The sequence below is a fragment of the Methanobacteriaceae archaeon genome, assembly GCA_029219465.1.
Taxonomy (GTDB): Archaea; Methanobacteriota; Methanobacteria; order Methanobacteriales; family Methanobacteriaceae; genus Methanocatella.
Genome location: JAQXTL010000004.1, coordinates 204894 through 229719 on the forward strand (window position 1 = coordinate 204894; position 24826 = coordinate 229719).

Annotated in this window: 23 protein-coding genes; 13 read left to right on the forward strand and 10 right to left on the reverse strand. The window is 32.0% G+C overall.

What is annotated here, in order from left to right; translation table 11 throughout:
• Nucleotides 1-189 precede the first annotated feature (189 nt).
• The gene (locus PUD86_02720) at nt 190-1329 is read left to right on the forward strand and encodes a hypothetical protein (GenBank protein ID MDD6776190.1); all 1140 of its coding nucleotides are present in this window, start codon (nt 190-192) and stop codon (nt 1327-1329) included.
• A 43-nt stretch (nt 1330-1372) separates the two neighbouring features.
• On the opposite strand, the gene PUD86_02725 is transcribed toward PUD86_02720, so the two are convergent.
• From PUD86_02725 to PUD86_02735, 3 genes are read right to left on the reverse strand one after another with little or no spacing between them, the layout of a single operon-like run.
• Nucleotides 1373-1789 (reverse strand): nuclease, encoded by a 417-nt coding sequence (locus PUD86_02725; GenBank protein ID MDD6776191.1) that lies wholly within the window; start codon nt 1787-1789, stop codon nt 1373-1375.
• Nucleotides 1790-1800: 11 nt separating this feature from the next.
• Nucleotides 1801-2952: a tRNA 4-thiouridine(8) synthase ThiI gene (gene thiI / locus PUD86_02730; GenBank protein MDD6776192.1), complete on the reverse strand. Its 1152-nt coding sequence runs from the start codon at nt 2950-2952 to the stop codon at nt 1801-1803.
• 24 nt (nt 2953-2976) lie between these two features.
• Nucleotides 2977-3177 carry a MoaD/ThiS family protein gene (locus tag PUD86_02735; GenBank protein ID MDD6776193.1) on the reverse strand — a complete coding sequence of 67 codons (201 nt, stop codon included), beginning with the start codon at nt 3175-3177 and terminating at the stop codon, nt 2977-2979.
• A gap of 361 nt (nt 3178-3538) precedes the next feature.
• Between PUD86_02735 and PUD86_02740 the strand changes: the two genes are divergently transcribed.
• On the forward strand, nt 3539-4633 hold the full coding sequence (locus PUD86_02740; protein MDD6776194.1) for a DUF763 domain-containing protein: 1095 nt from the start codon (nt 3539-3541) through the stop codon (nt 4631-4633).
• Here PUD86_02740 and PUD86_02745 read toward each other — a convergent pair.
• The 3 genes from PUD86_02745 to PUD86_02755 all read right to left on the reverse strand — a co-directional run bounded on the left by PUD86_02745 (nt 4630) and on the right by PUD86_02755 (nt 7266).
• Nucleotides 4630-5172 carry a tRNA (cytidine(56)-2'-O)-methyltransferase gene (locus PUD86_02745; GenBank protein ID MDD6776195.1) on the reverse strand — a complete coding sequence of 181 codons (543 nt, stop codon included), beginning with the start codon at nt 5170-5172 and terminating at the stop codon, nt 4630-4632. The two genes, PUD86_02740 and PUD86_02745, sit on opposite strands and share 4 nt — an antisense overlap.
• Nucleotides 5173-5404: 232 nt before the next feature.
• Nucleotides 5405-6187, reverse strand: a complete 783-nt coding sequence (gene cobS, locus PUD86_02750; protein MDD6776196.1) for an adenosylcobinamide-GDP ribazoletransferase — start codon at nt 6185-6187, stop codon at nt 5405-5407.
• A 2-nt stretch (nt 6188-6189) separates the two neighbouring features.
• Nucleotides 6190-7266, reverse strand: coding sequence for a phosphatidylglycerophosphatase A (locus PUD86_02755; GenBank protein ID MDD6776197.1), 1077 nt, complete (start codon nt 7264-7266; stop codon nt 6190-6192).
• A 64-nt stretch (nt 7267-7330) separates the two neighbouring features.
• Between PUD86_02755 and larC the strand changes: the two genes are divergently transcribed.
• Nucleotides 7331-8500 carry a nickel pincer cofactor biosynthesis protein LarC gene (larC, locus tag PUD86_02760; protein ID MDD6776198.1) on the forward strand — a complete coding sequence of 390 codons (1170 nt, stop codon included), beginning with the start codon at nt 7331-7333 and terminating at the stop codon, nt 8498-8500.
• Nucleotides 8497-9174, forward strand: a complete 678-nt coding sequence (gene queC, locus PUD86_02765) for a 7-cyano-7-deazaguanine synthase QueC (protein MDD6776199.1) — start codon at nt 8497-8499, stop codon at nt 9172-9174. The genes larC and queC overlap by 4 nt, the downstream gene beginning before the upstream one ends.
• Nucleotides 9175-9192: 18 nt before the next feature.
• Here the strand turns inward: queC and PUD86_02770 are convergent, their stop codons facing one another.
• On the reverse strand, nt 9193-10161 hold the full coding sequence (locus PUD86_02770; protein ID MDD6776200.1) for a M48 family metallopeptidase: 969 nt from the start codon (nt 10159-10161) through the stop codon (nt 9193-9195).
• Nucleotides 10162-10575: 414 nt separating this feature from the next.
• On the opposite strand from PUD86_02770, the gene glnA reads away from it, so the two are divergent.
• From glnA to PUD86_02805, 7 genes are all read left to right on the forward strand, one after another.
• Nucleotides 10576-11913 carry a type I glutamate--ammonia ligase gene (gene glnA, locus PUD86_02775; GenBank protein MDD6776201.1) on the forward strand — a complete coding sequence of 446 codons (1338 nt, stop codon included), beginning with the start codon at nt 10576-10578 and terminating at the stop codon, nt 11911-11913.
• A 312-nt stretch (nt 11914-12225) separates the two neighbouring features.
• Entirely contained in the window at nt 12226-13143 is a 918-nt protein-coding gene (locus tag PUD86_02780) for a glutamine amidotransferase (protein MDD6776202.1), read from the forward strand.
• Between the two features lie 13 nt (nt 13144-13156).
• Nucleotides 13157-13810 carry a tributyrin esterase gene (locus PUD86_02785; GenBank protein MDD6776203.1) on the forward strand — a complete coding sequence of 218 codons (654 nt, stop codon included), beginning with the start codon at nt 13157-13159 and terminating at the stop codon, nt 13808-13810.
• A gap of 11 nt (nt 13811-13821) precedes the next feature.
• The gene (locus PUD86_02790; GenBank protein MDD6776204.1) at nt 13822-14895 is read left to right on the forward strand and encodes a Coenzyme F420 hydrogenase/dehydrogenase, beta subunit C-terminal domain; all 1074 of its coding nucleotides are present in this window, start codon (nt 13822-13824) and stop codon (nt 14893-14895) included.
• Nucleotides 14896-16383 carry a glutamate synthase-related protein gene (locus PUD86_02795; GenBank protein MDD6776205.1) on the forward strand — a complete coding sequence of 496 codons (1488 nt, stop codon included), beginning with the start codon at nt 14896-14898 and terminating at the stop codon, nt 16381-16383.
• A 24-nt stretch (nt 16384-16407) separates the two neighbouring features.
• Complete coding sequence (locus PUD86_02800; GenBank protein ID MDD6776206.1) at nt 16408-19053, forward strand: PEP/pyruvate-binding domain-containing protein; 2646 nt, start codon at nt 16408-16410, stop codon at nt 19051-19053.
• 25 nt (nt 19054-19078) lie between these two features.
• A complete protein-coding gene (locus tag PUD86_02805; GenBank protein MDD6776207.1) occupies nt 19079-19414 on the forward strand; it encodes a hypothetical protein in 336 nt (111 codons plus the stop codon).
• Here PUD86_02805 and PUD86_02810 read toward each other — a convergent pair.
• A complete protein-coding gene (locus PUD86_02810; protein ID MDD6776208.1) occupies nt 19411-20409 on the reverse strand; it encodes a tRNA-dihydrouridine synthase in 999 nt (332 codons plus the stop codon). The two genes, PUD86_02805 and PUD86_02810, sit on opposite strands and share 4 nt — an antisense overlap.
• 155 nt (nt 20410-20564) lie before the next feature.
• Here PUD86_02810 and PUD86_02815 point away from each other — a divergent pair, with 155 nt between their 5' ends.
• Nucleotides 20565-20783, forward strand: coding sequence for a hypothetical protein (locus PUD86_02815; GenBank protein MDD6776209.1), 219 nt, complete (start codon nt 20565-20567; stop codon nt 20781-20783).
• Between the two features lie 111 nt (nt 20784-20894).
• On the opposite strand, the gene oadA is transcribed toward PUD86_02815, so the two are convergent.
• Both oadA and PUD86_02825 read right to left on the reverse strand, forming a co-directional pair.
• Nucleotides 20895-22607 (reverse strand): sodium-extruding oxaloacetate decarboxylase subunit alpha, encoded by a 1713-nt coding sequence (gene oadA / locus PUD86_02820; GenBank protein ID MDD6776210.1) that lies wholly within the window; start codon nt 22605-22607, stop codon nt 20895-20897.
• Between the two features lie 154 nt (nt 22608-22761).
• The gene (locus PUD86_02825; protein MDD6776211.1) at nt 22762-23856 is read right to left on the reverse strand and encodes an inositol-3-phosphate synthase; all 1095 of its coding nucleotides are present in this window, start codon (nt 23854-23856) and stop codon (nt 22762-22764) included.
• 124 nt (nt 23857-23980) lie between these two features.
• Between PUD86_02825 and PUD86_02830 the strand changes: the two genes are divergently transcribed.
• Nucleotides 23981-24823, forward strand: a complete 843-nt coding sequence (locus tag PUD86_02830) for a UbiA family prenyltransferase (protein ID MDD6776212.1) — start codon at nt 23981-23983, stop codon at nt 24821-24823.
• Nucleotides 24824-24826 lie beyond the last annotated feature (3 nt).

A 24826-nucleotide genomic window follows, 5' to 3' on the forward strand; every position in this document is an offset into this window, starting at 1 on the left:
CACCAACAAATACCCATATTATTAATGGAAATGTTACCAACATCGATATAAATAATATACTCGACGCAGCATTTTCAAAAATGGGCAATAAAACCATTGATTTAGTTCCAATGATTTATAAAAGTATAACAGTAGGTGGAAAAAACACCCTTGAAAATAATATTTCATACTATGCAACAGTAAATGGCAATGAATTTATATTATGCACATCAAAAAAACCTTAAAAATGATGTTACCTACATGAAAGATTATCATTTTAAAAATATAACTAGCTGTGATGATATTTACTCAAAACTATTCAATGACAAATATTCAAATGACTATCAATTAATAGCAAATGTTTACGTCAACAATACTAGCGATTATGAAACCATTGCCAATACTAACTACGGAAGTAGAATTAAATCAAATGAAGACATTTTAAAAGCAGATATTGGCAGTTTAAACAAAATAAAATATACAACAGCATTAAATGTTGAGTTTTTAAGACAAATGAAAATAAAATCCATAAAAACAATTACAAAAAGTAATATGAATTTTGATATAATCAACATTAGAGGTCATAACTCAACAATAGAAGGTTCATATGATACCAGTAACACTGATATATGGGCAAAAATAGACCAAAAAATATTCTTGGCATCAAATCTAAATATTTTAGGATTTAATAATGCTGTTGAAAACAATGGTGGAAATTGTATATTCAATAACATAACCTTTAAAGACAATAAAATGAATTACCTCATTAAAAGAGACTGGGGAGCAGCAATTTTAAACACTGGATGTGTTGCATGTAATAACTGTTCATTTATAGGAAACTATGCTAAAAATAAAGGAGCAATATTCAGCCAGGGACTATTAATAAACAACAACTGTACATTCGTACATAATGTTGCATACGGACAAGGAGACGACATCTGTATTGGAGATGGAGGAAAACTCATAATCAATGGTGAAAACATTACTGAAATGAACAGGCCAAGTGCTGTTCGCTTTGCAGAAAGTATAAGTAATGCAGGATATGAAGCAATAAAATGGGTATCATTTGGTTCAAGTTTCATTGTAGGATGTATTGTAGGTGCTGTAACAGTAAATCCATTAATTGGAACTGTTGCAGGAATGGGTACCGGAGCACTAATTGGAAGTATTGCTTCATCATATGTTATTTCAAAAACATATGATGCAAACTTTAACAGAGCAAGAGTATGTGCAATTTTAATTGGAGGATCAACTGCAGCAGGAGCTATTGGAGGAGCAACTGGTGGTATAATTTCACACTTACTCCATTGTACACGTATCGACAGTAATGGTTTATGGTATTTACACTAAATTCATAGTTAAGTCTGTAAAAATTTTTACAGACTTTTAAAAACTATTCTTCTTCAGAAATATCACATGGTTTTACCCAATCTTCACCGTCGACAAGTGTTTCAATTGCATCAACAATACAGTGAGGATTCCAACCAACTACAGCATCAGATATTTCTTCTAATTCTTTTAAAACATATTCCATACCAAAGAAACGAATCAAAAGTAATGGAACATTGTACTGTTTTGATTTAGCTATTAACTCTTTAAATAACTCTTTATTGTCATTGAAAAGACCAAATAATAATACAACAACATCAACCTTTTCAAACAACTCTTCAGTCAATTCATTTTCTATTGTATTGTATTCATTGTATAAAAAATCTCTTTGACTGTCTATTCTTTCTTTATAAAATTCATATTGATTGTCTGGGTCAATCCCACGAGTAATCAAAAGATTATAAACTTTACCTTCACTCATTTAACTCACCATTATAATTTTCTAATATTATCAAATGCTTTTTGAATCTCGCTTTCCTGATCCATATCCTTACAAGCTTGTTTTACATCTTCCAACACAGCATGAGTCATAGGATATCTTGGAACTGCACTACAACCACCGTCATCAAGTTTTGAGATTTCAAACGTACCTATTTTAATTGCAATTTCAGTTATTTCTTCTTTATCTAGACCAATTAAAGGTGAGAGAATTGGAATATCAACACCATAACGAGTAGCCAAGATATTTGGTAATGTTTGTGATGCAACCTGACCTATACTGCTTCCGTCAACTATTGCATCAGCACCTAATTTTTGAGCTAATTTCTCAGCAATTCTATACATTCCAGATTTACATAAAACACAGGTCATTTTTTCAGGAGCTTTTTGTTTTGCAACAGTTAAATACTCACCATAATCAATGACTCTTCTTTTAATTGCAGAACCGTTTGCATATTCATCGAGTCTGTCAATTAATAGATTGAAGTTTTCTGTAACTTTAGGTCCTGAAAATGGGTCATTATTACAGTGAAGGGCAATAACTTCACATCCTCTTTTCATCATCAAGTATGCTGCAACAGGAGAATCAATTCCACTTGAAATCAAACATACAACTTTTCCCTGTGTTCCTAATGGAAGTCCACCAGGTCCTTTGATTTTTTCATGGAAAATATATGCATCATCATCTCTTACTTCAACAAATATTGTTAAATCTGGATTTGATAAATCAACAGGTGCATCTACAACATTTTTAACAACAGATCCACAATATGCTGCAATTTCCTGTGAAGATACATCATGGGTCCCTACACGGCGACATTTAATAGCAAATTTGGTGTTTATATCCAAAACATTTTCAGATATTAACTGTTCAACATAAGATGTTAATGTTTCATTGAGTTTATCAAAAGTAAATTGTGTTGAAACAGCAGGAGAATAAGATACAACACCAAATACCATATTTAATTTTTCAATACCTTCATCGAACTGTTTTGGATAAATGTATATTCTTCCCTGATTTCTATCAACACTACAATCAAAAGTAGCTTTAATATTTTTTACTAATCTTTTTTCAAATTGTGATCTTACACCAGAACTTTTTACTCCAATTTCTCCGTATCTTGCAATAATTAAATCATAATTCATTTTTTCACATCCTTAACCTTCTAATCATCCACCATAAATAATCTGAACTAATTGAATTTCATCACCATCATTAATTACACTATCCTCTATTGTAAGCTCACCATTTTTCTTTGAAATAATATTTTGAGAGGATAATTTCAATTCATCTAATAAATTTTTTATAGTAAAATCTTCTTTTAATTGTCTTATTTCATTAATATCGTTAAATTTTAATTTATATTCCATAAATATCACTTCTATTTAAGCAGTGAATTTTGTAACTTTAAAAATCGGCATTAATGTAGAAAAACATGTATTCAATTTTATTTTACATATCCCACAATATCTGCTAAAAAATAGCTATTAAAATTTATTTTAGAAAGTTTTACGCCATTATAATTTTTATCATGTTATCAAGTTTTCCCTGCATATTATTCGCCCGAGCATGAGAAAAACCTAAATTGTTAAAAATATAACAATCGTTATTTATCCATATGGAAAATTAGAATATTCTAATATATAAATATTTAGTAAAAATCATCAGACAAATACTTTCCAAATGCTCTATCTAAAAAAGCAATATTATATAATTACATATTTATAATCAATGCAAAGAAAAGGAACTGTTAATTTACCTCTCCACGGAGGACATCCGCCAAAATGGCTATTTCAAAGAATGGTAGACTTATCAGGTGCACTAGCTTCAGTTATTATTGAAGAATATAGTCCATCTGAGTTTTTAAACAGAATATCCAATCCTTACTGGTTTCAGGCATTTTCATGTGTTTTAGGATTTGACTGGCACTCTTCAGGAACAACAACAACCACATTAGGTGCTCTAAAAGCATCACTTAGCCCAGAAGAACATGGAATTTATTTAAGTGGAGGGAAAGGCGCAAAATCAAGAAAAACTCCACAGGGAATTGAACATGCTGGAGAAATATTCAATTTAAAAACAAAAACGGTTGAAAAATTAGTTGATACAAGTAGATTATCTGCTAAAATTGACAACTCATGCATTCAGGATGGATACACATTATACCAGCATAATTTCTTTGTTACAGAAAAAGGAGACTGGGCAGTAGTTCAACAGGGCTTAAATACAGCAGACAAATATGCAAGACGTTATCACTGGTTAGGTTCAGAAGTTGAAGAACTGTTAAATGAACCACATAGTGGAATTTCATGTGATAAACCAACACCAGAAACTCTAAATATGTCTTCAAAAGACAGCAAAAATGCTCAAAAAATAAGTGTTGATTTAATAAATGACAATCCAAGTCATTTAAGACAATATTTTAAAAGAAAAGACAATCAGATGTTACTTGAAGATTTTACAATGCCAAGACATCACCCCGTACTTGATATGGATATTTCCGATAGAGAATTTGAGATTTTAACAAGAGCTTATGAAATTCAGCCTGAAAACTATGAAGAATTAATTTTATTACAGGGAATTGGTCCTAAAAAAATAAGAGCACTAGCTTTAATCTCTGATTTAATTTATGGAGAACCTGCAAGCTGGAAAGACCCAGTAAAATACAGTTTCACCCACGGAGGAAAAGACGGTTTCCCATATCCAGTAGACAGAGAAGTTTATGATAATTCAATTCAAACAATAAGAGATGCCATTGATCAGGCAAGAATAAAAAAAGATGAAAAATTAAAAGCCATTAAAAGATTGGATGATTATATCTCTTAACGGTTTTCATTGTGAATATTAACATTTTTTCCATGAGCTGTTGGAATAACTTCCAATACAGGATTTTCAAATTCCAAATCAAACTCTTTACCATCCATTAACAAGTGTTGGAACACTGCAAGAGATGATACTTCAGAGTGAGGTTGAGTTGTAACAGATACATTCCAGTCAGCTGCTTTATAAACACTTCCCGGAACTTTAGAACCACCAACAACGATTAAAATGTCAGAACCATCTTCTCTTACTTCAGGTGCAACTTCATGAGCCTGTGAACCGTACATAGTAAGATGGACTACTTTACCACCATCTGCTTTCCATTTTTTAATTATGCTCATGTATCCTTCAGCATATTCTATTTCAAAGTTTCCTCCGAATCTTGATGCAGTATCTCTTACATTTTCCATGAGTTTAGTGTCTTTTTCACCTGCAAGATAGATTTTACTTGCTCCAAATGCACGAGCAGTTAAACAAACATGAGTAGTAATACGAGTATCCCTTTTTAATCTGTGGTCTAATCTTAAAACATTAACATTCATAATTATCAGCTAGTCAAATAAATTGTAAAAATAATATTTAATATTTTATTTTAAAAATATATAATAATTTGCTTGGTAAATTTGATGAAGTTATCACTTAGATGCAATTGCGAGAAACATGTGCTGAAAAGATATTATTGGAAACGGAGGTGAACCATATAAGCGATAACTCATCAAAAAGTATTATAGGAATTTAAATTTATAAATTAATCGCTTATTTCACCTAACTATTGATTTAAACAAAAAATAATGCAATTACCATGAATAATAAAGCAAATAGACGTCCAACTTCATTACTCATTCCGAGAACATCCCCATTTGCATAAACAAAATTACGTTTTGCAATTTTTGCAATGATACTTCCACCTACAATAGCTCCTAAAACACCAATAATACCAACAAATCCGCACAATAAAAATGCAATAGCTCCAACTAAAACAGTTGAAATCAAATACTTGGTAGTATTAGTTTCTTTAATAAAATAGCTTCCAATTCCAGGAGTTAAAGGCTTGGATAAAAGTGCAGTAGTTATTAAAGAGGTTTTTGCAGCCATTTCACAAACTACAATTCCCAATATTAAATTATAATCTAAAAGATTGTTTAAACCTGCAATTGTAAGGCTTGCTACTAAAAATAATGATGCAACACCACCTGCACCAACAGAAGAGTCTTTCATTACACTTATTTTGCGCTCAGCATCCCCATGAACCATGACTCCATCAGACATGTCCATTACACCATCCAAATGATTATAACCAGTAATTAGCATTAGGAATGCATAAACAATTACAGCTGTGAAAAATACATTTAGATGTAAAAATTCCAGTGAAACATATCCGCAAATTGCTGCTAAAATTCCAACGAAAATATGTAAAAACGGCCAGCACCAGGTTAATTTTGTCATATACTCAATTGAAGTATAAACATTAATCGGCAAGATTGTTGAAAATGTTAAAAGGCCCAAAAGAGACCTCATTATTGAGAATTCCTCATCTTCAAAATAGCTATCGTCTTCCATGACTATTCCTCAAATATTTTTGACATACAACCTGCAATCAAACCTGCGAAAATATCATCAAGCATTGGAGGTAATCCACCAATAATACCAGGTTTTGCTTCATCATATCTTTTAAAGTTAAAAGTAGCTTTTGTACCTGCAATCTGGTTTGAAATAGCAAGACCCAATACTTCATCTGTGTATAGATAAGCTGGATCATCACTTACATCAATTTCTCTTATACGATTGCCTGTTAAGTCCTGTTCTGTTCTCATTGCTGCAACTAAAAGAGCAATAACATTGATATCACATAAAGATTTTAGAATTTGTGCTTCCATTTTGTCTCTAAGATCTTGAGTAACTTCAACACCGGCTAAAAGTTCCATACCAGCATCAATTAAATCCCCAATGAGAATTCCTTCAGATACAAGATAATCAAGAATACCAAAAGTTAAATCAAGACGTTCAAATGCATCTTCAAGACTAATTTGAACTGCATCTTCAATTCTTATTTTTAACTCATCCCAATTGATTTCATCATATTGTGCATTATTAATATCCAAATCCTCATTTTCAGATACATTAACATTTGCCAATACAGCTAAAAAATCATCAGTGTTAAGTATATTTTGTATATGAACAGGTAAACACATATTTGCCAAGACTTTTGCTTTAATATTGGTCACTATTTTAAATATTTTAAGCAAATCTTTTGGAGAAATAATTTTGTCAATGTAAATCACATGACTTAAATTGATTCTTGCATCAACAAAGCCTTTTGGTGAGTTTGCTACTTTCAAATACTCAGTGAAATCTTCAATGACTACATCATTTGACATGAATGTTAAAACACTTAAATCACCGTAAGTATTTTGAAAATAGTCAAGAGAATCTACAGCCTGTGCAATATATGCTCCCTGAGACTGATTAAATGTCTCTGCTTTTTTTGCAGTAGCCTTAAATTCATTTTTAGCTTTTACAATATTGACATTTTCAATAATGTCAATTCCATCACTTACAGTAAAATCACTGAATGCTAAAAAGCAATTTGGATTATTAATACAAATCCCATAATCTTTTTTGATGATATTCAATTCCATGTAGATAATATATATTAATTATTTAATTTAAATTTATATAATAACATAAAAAGGACTTAGGATTATGACAATTATTATCGACCCACAAGGAAGTGGAATTGCTGGAAATATGTTAATAGGAGCATTTGTGGACCTTGGAGCAGATGCAAGTAAAATAAAAGAGATCATGGAAGAATCCGCAAAAGAATTCGGAAAAGTGGAAGTGACTTTTGACAAGATAAATAAAAAAGGCATTTCATCAACTTACTGTGATGTTAAAATGCTTGAAAACAATCCTCCTATTAACTATCCTGATTTTATTGAAAAAATAAAGCAATTAGATTTAGATAACAATGTCAAACAAACATCCATAAACATATTTGAAAGAATAGCCATTGGTGAGAGTGAAGTTCATGGAAAATCATTAGATGAAATCCATTTTCATGAAGTTGGTGCAAGTGATGCTGTAGCAGACGTAATTGGAAGTGTTTATGCTTATTATAATTTAAATTATGGCAATGAAAAAATAATTGGTCTTCCAATAGCTGTTGGTGGTGGCAGAGTTAAAACTGCTCATGGAATTCTTCCTGTTCCTGCCCCTGCAGTTGTTGAAATCCTAAAAGATGCCCAAATGATTGGAGGGCCTGTTGAAAGCGAACTTGCAACACCAACAGGCGCTGCAATCTATATGGAATTATGTGATGAAATACATGATTTCATTCCTCAAACAAAAGCAAATAAAGTCGGATATGGTGCTGGTAAAAAAGATTTCGACCATCCAAATGTTTTAAGAATCATTGAAAGTTCAAATGAAACCAAAAGTGATGAAATAGATGTTATTGAAACAAATATGGATCATTTGACTGGTGAAGAAATTGGATACTTATTTAACAAGCTTTTGGATAGTGGAGCAAGAGATGTTTCAATTACACCAATAATAATGAAAAAGAACCGTCCTGGAAGTTTACTTAAAGTAATTTCCAAAAAGAAAAATAGAGATGTAATTATTGACACTATTTTTAAGGAAACAGGAAGTTTGGGAATTAGAATTGCACCAAACATTCACAGAGGAATAGCTAAAAGAGAGTTTGTTAAGAAAACATTTAATATTGATGAAAAAGAATATGAAGTAACATTTAAAATAGGTTATGTAAATGGTGAAATAATATCCGAGCGTCCAGAATATGATGATTTGGAAAAAATAGCTAAAGATACTGGATTAGCACTTAGAAAAGTAAAGGAGATGATTAGATGAAAAAAGCAATTTCTGTTTTATCAGGAGGTCTTGACTGTACTGTTGCAACAAGCATGTTTGCCAAAGACTACGAAATTTTAGCAATTACTTTTAATTATGGTCAAAAAGCTTTTAAAAGAGAACTTCAAGCATCCAAAGAGATTTGTGAAAAAATGAATTGGACTCATGAAGTAATTGACCTTCCATGGTTATCCAAAATCAGTAATTCAACCTTAAATACTGATGATGATGTTCCTGAACTTAAAGATGAAGATTTGGATGATTTTGAAAAAAGTAGTGAAAGTGCAAGTAGTGTCTGGGTTCCTGCAAGAAACACCGTATTTACTTCAATAGCTCTTTCATATGCTGAAAGTATGGGTGCTAGTGCAATTATTGTTGGATGGAATGGTGAGGAAGGTGCAACATTCCCAGATAACTCAAAAGGATATTTGGAAAAATTCAATCAGTTAATTGAAGAAGGCTCACCAGATGAAATTAAAATTGAAGCACCATTAATTGATTTAAACAAAGAAGAAATTGTTGAAATGGGAATTAAATATGATGCTCCAATGGAACTAAGTTATTCATGTTACAAAGGCAGAAAAAAACAGTGCGGCGTTTGTGAAAGCTGTATGAGAAGAAAACGTGCATTTGAAAACTTAGGTCTAGAAGATAAAAGCGAATATGAGAATTAAACACGACCTAACCATCATCTAAAGTTTATTTCCACAGTTCATACAAAACTTATCACCATCTCCAATAGCATGTCCACAATTAGAACATTTTAATTGTGTTTCAAGTTTAAAACCACAATTTGTACAGAAATTATCATTTACACCAACAGGAGATCCACAATTAGAACAAAAACTGTCTGGTGAATTATTATTAGCAGATGTTAAATGAAGCCCTTCACGATTTTCAATTTCTCCAATTAATTGCCTCATTACAGCTATTCTTTTTGAATCTGCAGGATGTGTTGAGAAAAAATCATGATTATTGGCATTTTGTCTAGACATATCCTGCCAGAATGCTGGAATTTGAGATATATCATAACCTGCCCAGTGAATTATCATCATACCCAAACGGTCGGCTTCAAGTTCCTGGTCTCTTCCCCAGGGATTTAAAAGGAAATATTGAGAACCAACACTTGCAACATTTGTAGCAGCTCTTGTTACACTGCCAAGTTCACCTAATCCAACCAAATCCATTGCAATACTGCCAATCCATGCAGCAGAAGCTAAAGTATTATGGGCATTTTGAGCACTGATTCTGGTTCTAGTATGATCAAGAAGTGCATGTGCCATTTCATGACCTAAAATAAAAGCAACTTTTTCTTCAGTATTTGCAACTGAAAGAATTCCCGAAAACATTACAATCTTACCACCAGGCATGCAAAATGCATTTACAGTATTATCTGCAACCAAATGAATATCCCAGTCATAATAATCCTCAACATAATCCAACCTGCCAATTTCAGCAAGGTAATTGTTAACAGCATTAATCAGTTTTACACCAACATCCCTGACAATCTGACCATTATGAGTATTGTCTAAAAGTTGAGACTGGTTAATGACTTTATAATATTCATTATAGGACTCCTGTAGAAATTTATCATCATTAACCAAATCAAGATGCTTTTTTCCAGTAAATGGATTTAGAGCACTTCTATCATTTTTTGCCATATTAAATATTATATTACAACAATTATATAAAAGTTGTATATAAGATGTTTTCCAAACATTTGCGATTGCCGGCAATTAAAATTTTTTTAAAACAAAAAAATTATTCTTTTTATTAATCCTTAAACAATCAAACAACATTCCACAATACCTCACCATAGAAAAAATTAAAAAATATTTTCAAAATCGAATAATATTCAAAAATACATCACACAATTAGAAAAATAGTGAAGAATATTCATTTAATTTTCCACCATAACTTTTTTGGTTTATCCAAAATGTTTATATACTAATACAATCTAAGTAATTAGTAGGAAGGAAGTTTCCTTCCGACGATGTATTTAATTAAATATCATTAAGTTAACGATTACAATATTATTCAACCCGAATAGTAAATTCAAAAAAAGATGTGAAAATATGTCAGAAAGAGATAAAAAAATAGACCAAATTATTAATACAATCGAAAAAAACGATGTAAAATTCTTAAAACTAGAATTATCAGACATCCACGGACTTCCAAAAAGTATGGCAGTACCTCTTAAAAGAGCAAGTGATGTTGAAGATATCGTAAATGACGGATTATTATTTGACGGATCCTCAATTGCAGGATTAGCTTCAATTAATGACAGTGATTTACTTGCAAAACCAGATATCGACACTTTCTCTACTATCCCATGGAGACCTGAATCCAAAGGTACTGGAAGATTCATTTGTGACATCTTCACAACCGAAGGAAACCCATACGAAGGAGATCCAAGAGGATTACTCAAAAGAACTTTAAAAGCAGCCGAAAAAAGAGGATACCAATTCAACATGGGTCCTGAACCAGAGTTCTTCATTATCAAAAAAGATGAAAACGGAAATTACATCCCTGCTGATGAAGCTGAATACTTTGATGTTGAACCATTAGACCAAGGTACTGACATTAGAAGAGAAATTGTATTTGGTCTTGAAAAATTAGACTTTGATGTTGAAGTAAGTCACCACGAAGTAGCAGCAGGACAACATGAAGTTGACTTCAAATACGCAGATGCACTTAAAACCGCAGACGCAGTAATTACCTTCAAAGAAGCAGTAAAAGCAGTAGTTAACAACTTAGGATACAAAGCAACATTCATGCCAAAACCATTCTTAGGAATTAACGGTAGTGGAATGCACTGTAACCAAAGTTTATTCAAAGATGGTAAAAACATCTTCTATGACCCAGATACTGAAACTCAAATATCTCAAGAAGCATTATACTTCATTGGAGGATTATTAAAACATGCACCTGCATTATCTTCAATCTTATCTCCAACAGTCAATTCATACAAACGTTTAGTACCAGGTTACGAAGCTCCATGTTACATTGCATACGGTTTCAAAAACAGATCAACATTATTAAGAATTCCTGCATCCCGTGGATTAGGAACCCGAGTTGAATGTAGATCTGCTGACCCTTCATGTAACCCATACTTAGCATTTGCAGTATTACTTGAAGCTGGATTAGACGGTATGGACAATAAAATTGACCCTGGTGAACCAACTGAAGAAAACTTATTCGCATTAACTGAAGATGAAATTAATGCAAGAGGAATCAACAGCTTACCAACAAGCTTATGGGAAGCATATCACTCTTTAGAACAAGACGATGTTGTTAAAAACACTCTTGGACCACAAATATTCAATCAATTCTACAATATTAAAAGAGCTGAATGGGATTCCTACAGAATTCAAGTATTTGACTACGAAAGAGATGAATACTTAAATGTATAAGCATAATTAGACGGTAGTTAATCTATTTAACTACCAAAATCACCTTTTTTGGAGGTTTAAAAAATTAAAATTAACTTAAAAAAATGAATATATGTATGAAGTTTGTTTTTTGAAATTTTAGAATTAAATTAAAGGCATATGAAGTAATTTTAAAATTATTTATACAAATCAATTATGATCATTATTTTATCAGGTAAATTTAGTACAGGCATATAACGAATTAAAAGCTAAAAATACCTACTTAAAATAAAATAAACTCAAGTTAAAACTTAAAATACGTGTATTCGCCGATTATTTTATGGAGGAATAAAAATGTGTGGAATAGCAGGTGTAATATACAAAGATAAAAAAACTCATCCCGTAGGAGAAGCATTAACTTCAATGTTAGAATCATTACAACACAGAGGCCCAGATTCTGCAGGTTATTCAATCTACGGTAGCTTAAACTATCCTGAAAATAATTACCAATTAAATATTGAAGTACAAAGAAAAAAAGGCGTACTTGACAACTTAAAATCATTATTAACTCAAATCAGCCCAATCTTTGAAGAAGAATTAGTAAAATCCGTCGGAGACTCAGACGTATACAAATGTAAAATTGCTCTAGACGAATATTCACTTTTAAAACCATGTATTAACGAAATCGATGAATTAGAAAACGTTAGAGTCATCAACGGTTCACACTCATTTGAAATGATAAAAGATGTTGGAGAAGTAAAAGACATCGCAAAAAGATTTGATGTTGCAAACAGAATGGGAACTCACGGAATTGGACATACCCGTTTTGCAACTGAAAGTAGTGTTGATCGTTATCACGCACATCCATATCAAAGCTACATTATACCAGATATTACAGTAGTCCACAATGGACAAATTACCAACTACTGGAAAATTAGAGACTCCTTAGAACGTAAAGGACATAAATTCGAATCTTTTAACGATACCGAATGTATTGTTCATTACATGGCAGACAAACTTGACCAAGGATACAAATTAGAAGAAGCACTCGATCAAGCAGTAATCGATTTAGATGGTCCTTTTTCAATTTTAGTAGGAACACCTAATGGTATCGGTATTGCAAAAGACAAACTTGGTTTAAGACCAGGAGTAATGGTTGAAACTGATGAAATCTTTGCAGTTGCATCAGAAGAAATGGCATTACACAGTGTAATTGAATCTAATCAAATAGAACAAATTGCACCTGGAGAAACAAGAGCTTACACTATCTAAAGGGGTTTTATCAATGAAAGAATATGTAATTGATGCAAAAAATATGGAAGAAAAAGAATTAAATCGTACTATCAAAGAACAGGCTGTATATCACGATAAAATCATTATTAACAATCCAGAATCAAAACACGACATCTGTGCAGGATTAATTGAAGATGTAGACGTAGAAATAAACGGTTCTGCAGGTTATTTTGTTGGAACAATGATAAACAAACCAAAAATCCACATCAACGGAAATGCAGGTTGGTTTGCTGGAGACAACATGACCAAAGGTGAATTGATTATTGAAGGTACTGCAGGAGATGGTGCAGGACAAGGAATCTATGGTGGAACAGTAATTGTAAAAGGAAATGCTGGATCAAGAACTGGAGAAATCATGAAAGGTGGAACAGTCATCATTGGTGGAAACAGCGGATACATGACAGGGTTACTTATGATGGGTGGAAAACTCATTATCCTCGGTGATGTAACTGATGACGTTGGTGAATCCATTATGAGAGGAACAATCTATGTTCTTGGAGACGTCAAAAGCTTAGGAAAAAATGCTGTTATGAAAAAAACAACTCTTGAAGATCAAAAAGAGTTAAAAGAAATTTTAACAAAATACGGATTTGAACTAACTGATATTGATTATACAAACTTTAAAAAAATCGTTAATGAACAATAGGAGCTAATAAAATGAGTGAACACAAAATAGCTATGGTTGGAACACCATGTGAAATAATGGCTGCATCAAAATTAGAGGAATATGCAGATAGCCCTATTGCTGTTAAACTGGGCTTATTTTGTATGGAAAACTTTTCATACAAATACTTTGGAAATCTCTTAAAAGAATATGACTTAACAATGAACGATATTGAAAAATTCCAAATTGAAAAAGGATTTGTTTCATTATTACTTAAAACAAAAGAAACCGTTAAAATACCTCTTTACAAAGCTAAAAGCATAATCAGAAAAAATTGTAACATATGTGTCGAATTAACCTCTGAAACTTCTGACATTTCAATTGGGTCTATCGGTTCAGATAACGGATGGTCAACCTTAATAATCAGAACCAAAAAAGGAGAAGAGATTGTTAATAACGCAATTAAAGAAAAATACATCAAAGCTAAAGATCTTACCGAATCTCAATTTAAATTATTAAACAGGATTGCAGAAAATAAAATAAACAAAAACCTCGAGTATATTGAAGAAAGAGAATTCTTTGCAAGACCTGTATTATACCAAAGAGAAAGATTAGACAACGAAATAGCTAAAGAAATCTCTGAATCCCAATTCATAGATTTAAAATCTAACGTTATTGATGTTGGAGCATGCGTACTTTGTGGAGCATGTGAATACATTTGTCCTGATAATTTAATCACAATTGATGATACAAAACCAAGAATGAACAGCGAATGTGTAGAAGACTGTCATGCATGTTTTGCAGTATGTCCAAGGACTTTTATTCCTGAAAACTTAAGAAATGACAACACAAAAGCACTTGGTGAGTACATTAAAATATTATCAGTCAAATCAGTAAAACACAGACATGGTCAAGACGGATCAATTGTTACTACATTACTTGACTACTTATTAACCAACGATATCATAACAGAAGCACTTATCGTAGATAAAGAAGACCATTTAGCTTGGAAACCTTATGCAAAAATAACAGATGACATTGATGAAGTTGTTAAAGCTGGAGGAACAAAATACTCTGTTTGTCCTGTATTTAAACCGTTAAGAGATATAAAAGAGGAGGTGAACTAAATGCCATTTACTGTTGAGAGAAAACAAGAAATTTGTAAACAGAATAACGGCAGACCAGGTTGTTGCTGGTACTTATGTGACAATCCTAAAAGATCATCATGTAAAAACTGTTACAGCTGCTATTCAAATTGTCCTCACAACGTATATGAAGTAATTAATGACGAACCACAGCCTATACATCAGGAAAATTGTGTAGGATGTAAAATCTGTGAAGAAATGTGTCCAACACATGCAATATACGTCAAACCACTCCCAGACGAAGGTAGAGGAATCTGGTCCAATTCAACAATGGTTGAAATCAAACGTAAAAGTCAAACCGGATCATACAAAATGCGTGGTTGTGGATTAACAAGAAAAGTACCAACATTTGATGATTTAAGCATATTACCTGCACAGGTTTCAAGACCTCCTATTGATTCTTACAGAGAAAACTGTGACACCTCAGTAGTATTAGGAGACAGATTTGCAGAAAATCCAATTAAAATTGATACCCCAATTATGATTGGAGCAATGTCCTTTGGTGCATTAAGTAAAGAAGCTAAAATTGCACTTGCTATTGGAAGTAGTAAAGCAGGAACCATAGCAAACACCGGTGAAGGAGGAATGCTTCCTGAAGAAAGACATTATGCAGATAAATTAATTGCACAATATGCATCAGGACGTTTCGGAGTTTCAGCTAGCTATTTAAACAATGCAGAAGCTGTTGAGATAAAAATTGGTCAAGGAGCAAAATCAGGAATGGGTGGACACTTATTAGGACATAAAGTAACTGCAGAAGTTGCTAAAGTAAGAAACATTCCTGAAGGAACTGCTGCTTTAAGTCCCGCAAGACACATGGATATTGTCGGACCTGAAGACTTAAGTATGAAAATCAATCAGTTAAGAGAAATTACTGACTGGAAAATACCAATTATCGTAAAATTCGCAGCAGGTAGAGTAGAACAAGATGTAAAAATTGCTGCAAAAGCTGGTGCTGATATAATTGTAGTTGACGGTATGCAAGGAGGAACTGGTGCTGCACCAGAAGTAATCACAGAACACGCAGGTATTCCCACCATTGAAGCAATTGTAAAAGCTGACGATGCTCTTAAAGAAGTTAATTTAAGAAATGAAGTAAGCCTTGTTGCTGCTGGTGGAATTAGATCTGGAGCAGATGTAGCAAAAGCAATAGCTTTAGGTGCTGATGCAGTATACATCGCAACCTCTGCATTAATCTCAATTGGATGTAAAGTCTGTCAAACCTGTTCTAAAGGAACCTGTGCAAAAGGAATTGCAACACAAGAAAGAGTCCTTAGAAGAAGATTAGATCCAATTAGAAAAGGTCAGCAAGTTGCAAACTACATAGAAGCAATGACTCAAGAGGTAAAATCATTAACACAACAAGCAGGTAACACTGATGTTAAAAAACTTGAACGTCAAGACCTTGTTTCCTTAACTATGGAAGCAGAACAATTAACTGGAGTACCAATGGTTAGTAAAAAATACTAAATAGCTTAATAGGAGAATGTGATTATGGCTGCATTTGATAGGGTTAAATCTGGAATCCATGGGCTTGATAAAGCTTTAGACAATATCCGTTTAGGAGATAATGTCGTATGGAATGTTACAAATTTAAATGAATTTTCATACTTTGTAAATCCATATGTAAAGCAAGCTAAAGAGGATAATAGAAACTTAATCTATATCAGATTTGCTAAACATCCTCCATTAATTGAAATGAGCAAAAAAGACTTTGAATTGCTTGAAGCTGAACAGAACAATCCTGATACAGAATTCTGCATGATAGAACGTGACGGGATTAAAATATATCAGGTAAATCCATATAATCAGTTTGAAACATTTACTTTAGAAGTTCATAGAATTATTGAAAAAGAAGGCTTTGATGCTTTTTATGTTTTTGACTGTTTAAGTGATCTTCAGGCAGTCTGGTCAACAGATTTAATGATGAGTAACTTCTTTAAAGTTACCTGTCCATTTTTATTTGAGCTTGATACTGTAGCATTTTTCCCAATTATTCGTGGAAGACATTCATATGATGCAATAGCTAAAATTCGTGAAACTACACAGTTATTCCTAAATGTGTACTCAAATTCACCAGAAGAAGTTTATGTATCCCCTCTAAAAGTTTGGAACAGATATTCTCAGACAATGTTTTTAGGACATAAATACAACTCAAAAACTGGAATTCTTAAAGTTTTACAGGAAGGTCAGGAAGTTAGTAAGTATTATAAAACTATCAACGATTCTGACAAACATCAAAACGGACAAACCTTAGATAGCTGGGAGAGATACATGCTTCAGGTTAGAATGAAGTATGAAAAAGGAGAAAACGTTGATGACGAATGTGATAAATTATGTGAACTCATGATGACAAAAGATGAGCAAATGCTTTCAAAAATTAAGGAATACTTTACTTTTGAAGATTACACAACAATTTATGACCGTAGAGTTGGAAGCGGATTAGTAGGTGGTAAAGCCTGCGGAATGTTACTTGCAAGAAAAATTATTGAAAAAAACTGTCCAGAGATATATGAAAATAATCTTGAACCTGATGATTCCTTTTATATCGGTTCTGATTTGTTTTACACCTACATTGTCTCAAATGACTTATGGGATCTTAGAGTAAAACAGAGAACCGAAGAAGGATACTACAAATATGGAAAAGAGTTAGAAGAAGGTCTTAAAAATGGTACTTTCTCAGATGAAATTAAAAAAGCATTCATAAACATCCTTGATTATTTTGGTCAAAGCCCAATTATTGTCCGTTCAAGTAGTTTTCTTGAGGATGGTTATGGAAATGCATTTGCTGGAAAATATGAGTCAGTATTTTGTGCGAATCAGGGAAGTCTTGAAGACCGTCTAGCAGCTTTTGAAGATGCAGTAAAAGTTGTATATTCAAGTACAATGAACATTTCCGCTTTAGAATACAGGAAATTAAACAACTTAGATGATACTGATGAACAAATGGGTCTTTTAGTTCAAAGAGTTTCCGGATCATATCATGGAAACTACCTATTCCCAACTGCTGCAGGAGTAGGATTTTCCTACAGTCCATATTCACCTCTTCCAGATATGGACAACAGCAAAGGGATGCTAAGACTTGTAATGGGTCTTGGTACAAAAGCAGTAGACAGAACCAAAAAGGACTATCCTAGAATCATTAACCTCGATAAGCCTGAAGTAACTCTAATGAAAGATGTAAAAGAAAAGCACAAATATTCCCAGCATTATTTGGATGTTATTGATTTAAAAAACGTCAGTTTACATGACATTCCAATTAGTGAAGGTTTAGATATAATTCCAAGATATGCAAAAAAAGTGTTAGTTGAACATGACAAAGAAGCAGAAAGAATGTTTCGTGACCGTGGCCAAAAAAGAGAAATCGTATTTGCCAACTGTGAAGGAATTGTGAAAAACAGTGATTTCATAGACAAAATGAAAACTATCTTGAAAACCTTGGAAACTGCATATGACTATCCTGTTGATATTGAATATACTTTAAACATTGGAGAGGATAATTCGTTTAATATAAACCTATTACAATGCCGACCTCTTCAAGTTTCAACAAGTACGGAAGATATTGAAATGCCTGAAAATAAAAATGTGTTCTTCCACATTAAACAATCTTCAATGGGAATGTCTAGGAAAAATACAATAGATACAATCTGTTATGTTGATCCACACAAATATTACGAATACCCATACGCACAAAAAGGTTCAATCTCCAGAGTTATTAGTAATGTAAATAGCTATTGTAAGCAAAATGAAAAAAGAGCTATTTTAATTGTTCCTGGAAGAATTGGAACCTCCTCTCCAGAATTAGGTATTCCAGTAGTATTTGCAGACATTAGTCATTTCTCAGCAATCCTTGAAGAATCATACAGTAAAGTTGGTTATATGCCCGAGTTATCTTTTGGAAGCCACATGTTCCAAGATTTGGTAGAAGCAGAAATATATTACGGAGCATTGTTTGAAAATGAAAAGAAAATCGAATTCAATAAAGAAATGATATTTAAACATCAAAATATCTTAAAAGACATAAATCCAAACTTAAATGAAGACATATACAATATGGTGCAAGTAATAGACTTTGATAAAAATAAAGCAGAATTATATCATGACATGAATAAAGACGAAACATTGTGCATTTTTAAATAAAATATAATGAAAAGAATTTTTCATTATGGCAGGGTGGGCGGGACTATATGCCTTTTTATTTGCAACAATTTTTGAAAAAAAATTTCAAATAAAAGCAACGTATGACATAAAATTATGTGAAAATGACCCAATTGAGTTTTTTGAGTTTATTTTCCCAATAGGGTTTATTTTCACATTTTTTCAAATCACTTATTTTATAACAATTACATTAATTTTAATGATATTTAACAAAGACGCCTATCACATAATTACATCAAAAATCATTGAAAATAAAGAATTATGCAAAAATGGTAATAATGAGTTAATTAGTGTAGATATGAAAATAAAAAAAGATAGTTTTAAAACTAGTCACAATGACTAGAATTTAAAACAAGTACTGGTTTTTTTAGAATAGCAGTTATTACAGCTATGACAAATAGCTACTCCTTTTCCATTTTTCTTCCAATCAGCCAACAAATCAGGTTGTGCAACAAATGGTTTTGACATTGAAACAAAATCAACAGTTGAGCTATTTAATATTTCATTAATTAAATCCATATCTCTAAATGATCCTCCTAAAACAACAGGAATATCAATAGCATCAATCAATTTTTCAACATAAACCAAAAATGGATGTTTTTCACCTTTATCATAAATTTGTGAAATTGTACGTGCTGTAAGTTGAATACTGTCAGCACCTGCTTTTTCAAGTTCTTTTGCAATTGCAATACTTTCATCAGCAGTCATTCCACCTTTTCTTGCATCCCAAGGATTTAATCTGCAGCTTACATGAATATCCATTGTCTTTTTAATGACTTTAATGATTTCAGTAGAAATTCTTGCACGATTTTCTGTGTTTCCACCATATTTATCATCTCTTTGGTTGAAATATGGATTCATGAATCTCGCAAGGTAAAAATTATTCCCCATATTAATTTGAATTCCATCAAAACCTGCAAATGAAAACTTTTTAGCAGCCATTATCACTTCAGATTGTAATTTTCTTATACCTTCTTCAGTAATTTCATTAGCTTCCACTTTTTGATTTTCCCCGTCATCATAATAGAAAAATGCCAATTGACCTAAAATTGGAACATCATATTTGTGAACAATATCACTAACCATCTGATAGTCTTTAATAAAACCTCTGTAATTCATATTAGTTGAATAAGGGAAAAATCTGTCTTTAGGATCAAGTGCAAATATTTCAGAAACAATTAAACCGGTTCCACTACTTGCAATTTTTTCATATCTATCATAAACATCAGGAGTTAAAAAACCACCTTCAGCAGTTTCAGTTTCCCAAGTTCCAGTTCTAACAATACGACTGTTAAGTTTTAAATCAGCAAATTGAACTTCATCAAAAATGTTTTTCATAATATCACAACTAATTATTAATTTATGTTTAGTGATATTTAATAATTACAATATACAATAAACAGAATTATTCGTAATTTATTAAATAAAATCTAAAGTTTTATATGTATAAAAATAGAATTTATAATTAACTGATTTAAATGTAGGAAAATAATATGGCAAACGCAATTCTTGGAGCAGTATTATCCTTTTTAATCCCAGGATTAGGACAAGCATATGCTGGAGACATTAAAAAAGGTGTAATCTTTTTCGCAATCGCTATTGTTTTAGGTATTCTTGTAACCTACGTAATAAACTTAGGCAATATTGGTATGATAATAAGCCTTGCTTACGGAGTTTACGCTGCTTACGACGCATACAAAATGATTGAATAAACATAAACATTAACTTTTTTTATTTTTTTTATTTTTTTAAAAAAAATAGCTATTTTTCAATGTAAAATTTTAATTTTAAGAGTATTTAAAAAAAAGTAGAAAAAAGGTAATCTATTTGATTACCATTAAAGTGTCACCAGCACTAACTGCATCTCCAGGTTCTACGAAAATTTCTTCTACAACACCATCAACTTCAGATTGGATATCGTTTTCCATTTTCATAGCTTCGATAACACAGATAGTAGATCCTTTTGTGACTTTATCTCCAACATTAACGTTGAGTTTAATTACCATACCTTGCATTGAAGAGGTAACTCCTCCTTCAACAGGGTGGAAATTACCGTCGCCTGCTTCTTCAATTTCCATAAATCCAGTAGGCATGATTTTAACTTCAAACATGTCCCCATCAACTTCAACATTATATTGAGTTGGAATTCCAATAGTTTCATCTTCACTAAGGGAGTGGGGTGGTTTGATTTCTTCTTCAACTGCTTCTCCTTTGAGGAATTTAGGAGCAATTGAAGGATATAATGCATAGGTTAATGCATCTTCATCAGTTTTAACGAATCCTTTTTCCATACCTTCAGATTTGAATTTATCGAATTCAGGTTCGAGTAAGTCTGCAGGTCTGCAGGTAATAACTTCTTCATCACCAATGATTTTTTTAGAGATTTCTTCATCAACAGGTGCAGGAGGTTTACCATACATTCCTTTCATGTAATCTTTAACTTCGTTAGATACTGTTTTGTATCTTTCTCCACCTAAAACATTCATTACAGATTGAATACCAACAATTTGGCTTGTTGGAGTTACAAGAGGTGGGTATCCCATATCTTTTCTAACACGAGGCATTTCATCTAATACATCATTGTATCTGTCAAGTGCATTTTGTTCTTTAAGTTGGGAAATAAGATTTGAGAGCATTCCTCCAGGAATTTGATATAATAATACATCAGCATCAATACTTGTGGAAATTGGATCTAAAATTCCTAAATATTTCTTTTTAATATCTTTGAAGTATTCTTTAATAGAAGTTAATAATTTTAAATCAAGACCAGTGTCAAATTCAGTTCCTTGAAGAGCAGCAACCATACTTTCTGTAGGTGGTTGACTTGTTCCCCATGCAAGAGGTGAAATGGAAGTATCTAATATATCAACTCCAGCTTGACAAGCAGCATAATAACTGATTGGAGTCATACCACTGGTACAATGACAGTGTAAATCTACAAGTAAATCAGTTTCTTCTTTTAATTTTGATACTAATTCATAAGCAGCTGCAGGAGTGATTAAACCAGCCATATCTTTAATTGCAACAGAATCACAATCAAGAGCTTCTAATTCTTTAGCTAAATCAACAAAATCATCAATAGTGTGTACAGGACTTATAGTGTAACTTAATGTACCTTGTACATGAGCTCCTTGATCTTTAGCAACTTTAATTGCTTTTTCCATATTTCTGATATCGTTTAAAGCATCAAATACTCTGAATATATCGACACCATTTTCATATGATTTTTCTACGAATTTTGTTACAACATCATCTGGATAGTGTTTGTAACCAACTAAGTTTTGTCCTCTCAAAAGCATTTGAATAGGAGTTTTATTAAATTCGGATTTTAATTGTCTTAATCTTTCCCATGGGTCTTCATTTAAATATCTAATACAAGTATCAAAAGTAGCTCCACCCCAAGCTTCTACTGAAAAATAACCGACTTTATCCATTTCTTCAGCGATAGGAATCATGTCTCTGGTTCTCATCCTTGTTGCAAGTAGAGATTGGTGAGCGTCACGAAGTGCTGTTTCTGTAAATCTCAATTTCGCCATTATTTACACCTCTTTAAAATTATTTATAAATAACTATAAAATATACCATTATACATTTATATTATTTGTATTATATAAAAATATGCAAAATTAATGAATTTTTTAAAAAAAAATGACAGTTGTGAAAAAAATAAAAAAAGTAAAAATTGAAAAATTATCTTTCCAAATCACCGGAAATGAATTTTTCAACATTTTCAAATGCTTCATCATCAGTGTATTGAATTGGAGGGTGTTTCATAGTGTATGATGAAATAGAAGTTAACTGTCCACCAATACCTCTTTCTAAACCAATTTTACAACATCTGACTGCATCAATTACACAACCTGCAGAGTTTGGAGAGTCTTCTACACTTAATCTGAGTTCAATTTCCATTGGAACATCACCAAATGTACGTCCTTCCATTCTGAGGAAACATAATTTGTTATCTTTTTGCCATGGGACATAATCACTAGGACCAATGTGAATATCCCTGTCATCCATTCTTTCTTTTAAAACAGACTGAACTGCTTCGGTTTTGGATTCTTTTTTAGAGTCTAATCTTTCACGGTTAAGCATGTTTAAAAAGTCAGTGTTTCCACCTGTATTGATTTGATAGGTTCTGTCTAATTTTACACCCCTATCCATGAATAAACTAGCTAGTGTTCTGTGAGTAATAGTAGCTCCGATTTGAGCTTTAATATCGTCACCTACAATAGGAATTCCTTTAGCTTTGAATTTAGCATCCCATTCATCATCACTTACAATAAATACAGGCATACAGTTAACATATGCAACACCAGCATCAAGAGCACATTGAGCATAATATCTTGCAGCTTCTTCTGAACCTACAGGCAAGTAGTTAACTAAAATTTCTGCACCACTTTCTTTTAAGACTTCAACAACATCAACAGGCTCTTCATCACTTACAACAAAAGTGTATTCATCATCATAATTAGCCATATGAGGTGCAACACCATCTAAAATATGACCCATACATACTTTAGCATCATATTTAGGAATATCTTCTTGGAAAACAGTTGTACAGTTTGGCTTTGCAAAAATAGCTTCGTCGATAGTCTTTCCAACTTTTCTTGCATCAACATCAAAAGCAGCTACAACTTCAATGTCACTAGGTTCATATCCTCCAATATCCCAATGCATAAGACCTATTGCATCTTCGGGATTTTTGCCATCATAATAATGTATTCCTTGAATAAGAGAACTTGCACAATTCCCTAATCCAACAATTGCTATTTTAATTTTATTCAATATAACACCAGCTTCATTAATTATAATTAAATAATACTTTAATAAATAAAATACTAATATTATGTTAATTAATATACTTTATATAATTATCCAATTGAATTAACAAATTATAGGAAATTAAAATATGAATCCATATATAGAAATCTTAAGACCTGGAAATGCATTAATGGGTGCAATATCCATCATTTTAGTTGCACTTATTGACAAAACAATCTCAATACCTGTAGTGCTTGCAATGCTTGCAGTATTTTTTGAAACTGCAGCTGGAAATGTGATTAACGACTATTTTGACTACAAAATTGACTTAATAAATAAACCTGATAGACCAATACCTTCTGGAAGAATATCTCTAAAAAACGGAAGAAACTATGGTTATTTTTTATTCTTTATGGGAACCGTGTGTGGGTTTTTTATAAGTTATCTTACAAACAATTGGATTCCATTTGCAATTGTATTATTTGCTGATGTAGTTCTTTATTTATACGCATACAAATTAAAATCAACTCCACTTCTTGGTAATTTAACAGTTGGATTTATGACAGGTTTTGGATTCGTATTTGGAGGATTTTCCATAAATAATCCAACTATAATAATGACTTCAATATTCCTTGGATTTTTCGCATTGGTTATGACAACTGCACGTGAAATCATAAAAGATATTGAAGATATTGAAGGAGACAAAGCAGATGGGGCAAGGACATTGCCTATTTTAATTGGTGCAAAAAAACCTGCAATACTTGCTGCTATCTTAATCGTGGTTGACAGCGCATTATGTCCATTATTATACTATTATCATGTATTTGGAATATTATACCTACCAGTAATAGCTATTGCAGTTGTATTATTCATTTATTCTGCAATAATCATATTAAAATCACAAGAAAGAGAAGTTGCTGCAAAAGCTTCTAAAAACTTAAAAATAGGAATGTTAATAGCATTTGTTGCATTTGTATTTGGATCATTATAACTA